Origin of the sequence: Bradyrhizobium sp. NBAIM03 (assembly GCF_020194055.1) — a bacterium.
GTDB classification, from domain to species: domain Bacteria; phylum Pseudomonadota; class Alphaproteobacteria; order Rhizobiales; family Xanthobacteraceae; genus Bradyrhizobium; species Bradyrhizobium yuanmingense.
Genome location: NZ_JADYVS010000196.1, coordinates 1 through 425 on the forward strand (window position 1 = coordinate 1; position 425 = coordinate 425).

At 56.5% G+C, this 425-nt stretch carries 1 protein-coding gene; it reads left to right on the forward strand.

The features are described from left to right. Nucleotides 1–14: 14 nt before the first annotated feature. Nucleotides 15–425, forward strand: a 411-nt coding sequence (locus tag I6F21_RS38060; RefSeq protein WP_225184424.1) for a sterol desaturase family protein, incomplete at its 3' end; no start/stop codon positions are given.

A 425-nucleotide genomic window follows, 5' to 3' on the forward strand; every position in this document is an offset into this window, starting at 1 on the left:
CCGTTCATCACAGCGTGAAGACGATGGACTGGCTGGCCGGTTCGCGTCAGCACATTCTTGAACTGATTGTCACGCGGGTAGCCGTGCTGGGCCCGCTGTTCGTGCTGGGATTCGACAAGGCCGTTGTCGATGTCTACATCATCATCGTGGGCTTCCAGGCGGTGTTCAATCACGCCAACGTGCATTTGCCGTGGGGGCCATTGAAGTACATCTTTGTGACGCCGGATTTTCACCACTGGCACCATTCATCGGAAGACGAAGCGATCGACAAGAACTACGCCGCCCATTTCGCCTTCATCGACTATCTGTTCGGTACTGCGGTGAAATCGAAAAAGGCCTTCCCCGAGAAGTACGGCGTGGTAGGCGACTACATGCCCGACGGTTTCGTCAACCAGCAGCGCTTTCCGTTCCGGCGTCAGCAGAAC